The sequence below is a fragment of the Pseudomonas sp. B19(2017) genome (assembly GCF_002113165.1).
GTDB lineage: Bacteria > Pseudomonadota > Gammaproteobacteria > Pseudomonadales > Pseudomonadaceae > Aquipseudomonas.
This window is the reverse complement of sequence record NZ_NEJR01000042.1, coordinates 1-2,144: the sequence shown is the minus strand read 5'-3', so window position 1 is coordinate 2,144 and position 2,144 is coordinate 1. Positions and strand designations below refer to the sequence as shown.

The following is a 2,144-nucleotide window of genomic DNA, read 5'->3' as shown; positions in this document are numbered from 1 at the left end:
CACTTCCACCTGCGGGAAGTACACGGCATCGACTTCGGCGGAGCGGAAGTTGATGTGGATGACCTCGGTGCCACCACGGACCATGAAGAACGGCGGCTTTTCGATTACGTCGTGGCCGATGTTGATGATCAGGTCGGCGGCTTCGACGGCGCGGTGTACGAAGTCACCGGACGACAGCGCAGCGTTACCCAGGAAGCGCGGGTGGCGCTCGTCGACCACACCTTTACCCATCTGGGTGGTGATGAACGGGATGCCGGTCTTGTCGATCAGTTGCTTGAGGACCTTGGCGGTCATCTTGCGGTTGGCGCCGGCGCCGATCACCAGGATCGGGCTGCGCGCATTCTGCAGCTTTTCAACGGCAGCTTCGATGGCCACGTGCTCGGCCAGCGGGCGACGGTGCAGGCTGCGCGGGATCGGCAGGGCGTCGGTCTGCTCGGCGGCGATGTCTTCCGGCAGCTCCAGGTGCACGGCACCCGGCTTCTCTTCTTCAGCCAGGCGGAACGCTTCGCGCATGCGGGCCGGGATGTTGTCGGCCGAGGCGAACTGGTGGGTGTACTTGGTGATGGGGTCCATCATGCCGCACACGTCGATGATCTGGAAGCGGCCCTGCTTGGACTTCTTGATCGGCTTCTGGCCGGTGATCATCATCATCGGCATGCCGCCCAGGTAGGCGTAGGCGCTGGCAGTAACCAGGTTGGTGGCGCCAGGGCCGAGGGTGGACAGGCTGACGCCGGTCTTGCCAGTCAGGCGGCCATAAGTGGCAGCCATGAAACCTGCGGACTGCTCGTGACGGGTCAGTACCAGCTTGATCTTCGACTTGCGCAGGGATTCGAGCAGGTCGAGGTTTTCCTCACCGGGAATGCCGAACACATACTCGACACCTTCGTTTTCCAGGCATTGCACAACGACATCGGCGGCCTTGGCCATTTGGGGTACTACCTCAAAATCTTTGTGGGATTGCAGTTTTATTAAGCTGCGTGACTGAGTTGTTGCAGGATGTCTCAGTGGCGCGCATCGTAGGCCCTCTGGTTAATAATAATAAATATATTGTTATGATGCTTGGCATCACAATTTGTTATGAACGGTAAGCCCCTTCAATGAACCTCAAGGCATTGCGCTGCTGCGTCGAGATCGTACGCCAAGGCAGCTTCACCAAAGCCGCGCAGCACCTGCATATCGCCCAGCCGGCACTGAGCATGGCAGTTACCCGTCTGGAAGAAGAACTGGGCGTGACCCTGTTCAACCGCACCACGCGCAAAGTCATCCTGACGGCCGAGGGCGAACGGTTCCTGCCCCGTATCGAATCGGCCCTGCGCGAAATGGATGTGGCCCGGCAAGAGCTGCGCGACATGGCCGACCTGAAGCGCGGCGAAGTGCGCCTCGGTATCCCGCCGATGTTCGGCCTGCACTATGTGCCCGGTTTGATGAACGCCTTCCGCAAGCTGTATCCGGGCATTGCCATGACCGTGTTCGAAGGCAGCGCCGAGGACATTGGCCAGCGCCTGGAACAACGGGAAATCGACCTGGCGCTGCTGGAGTCCAGGCGCGTGCCGCCCGACAAGGAATCGATCCTGCTGGGCAGCGACGAGATGCTGGCATGCATGCACCCTGACCATCCTTATGCCGGCAAGGCCTTCCTCACGGCCGAGGACCTGCGCAATACCGACATGGTGGTGTTCGACCGCACCTTCGTGCAGCGCCACCTGCTGGACGCGTTCTTCGCTGAACATGGCATCACTTACCAGGTGGCGCTGCAAAGCAACTTCGTATCGCTGGTGGTGCAGGCCGCACTGGACAACATGGGCGTGGCGACGCTGCTGCGCTCGGTACAGCAGCGTACACCGGGCATCGTTGGCGTACCGTTCCAGCCAGCGCAGCAGATGAGCTTCCGCTTGTGCTGGCGCTCGGGGGAATACCTGTCGCTGGCCAGCAAGCGCTTCATCGATTTTGCCGCGCAGACCCACTATCTGGAGCGTTGAGGCCAGCCTGCTCCGGCCCTTTCGCGGCTAAAGCCGCTGCCACAGGGACCCTGCCAGCTCAAGGAATGCGCCATACCTGTGGGAGCGGGCGCGCCCGCGAACACCGGCGCAGCCGGTGCCATCCACCGCGTCGCCTGCTTCGCGGGCATGCCCGCTCCCACAGGG

General features: G+C 61.8%; 2 protein-coding genes. One reads left to right on the top strand and one right to left on the bottom strand.

Annotated features, from left to right (window positions below; all coding sequences use genetic code 11):
• Positions 1-927: acetolactate synthase large subunit (locus tag CAF70_RS25915; RefSeq protein WP_085627412.1), on the bottom strand; the 927-nt coding region annotated here is incomplete at its 3' end.
• 170 nt (positions 928-1,097) lie between these two features.
• On the opposite strand from CAF70_RS25915, the gene CAF70_RS25910 reads away from it, so the two are divergent.
• Positions 1,098-1,979, top strand: coding sequence for a LysR family transcriptional regulator (locus CAF70_RS25910; protein ID WP_085627411.1), 882 nt, complete (start codon positions 1,098-1,100; stop codon positions 1,977-1,979).
• Positions 1,980-2,144: the final 165 nt, after the last annotated feature.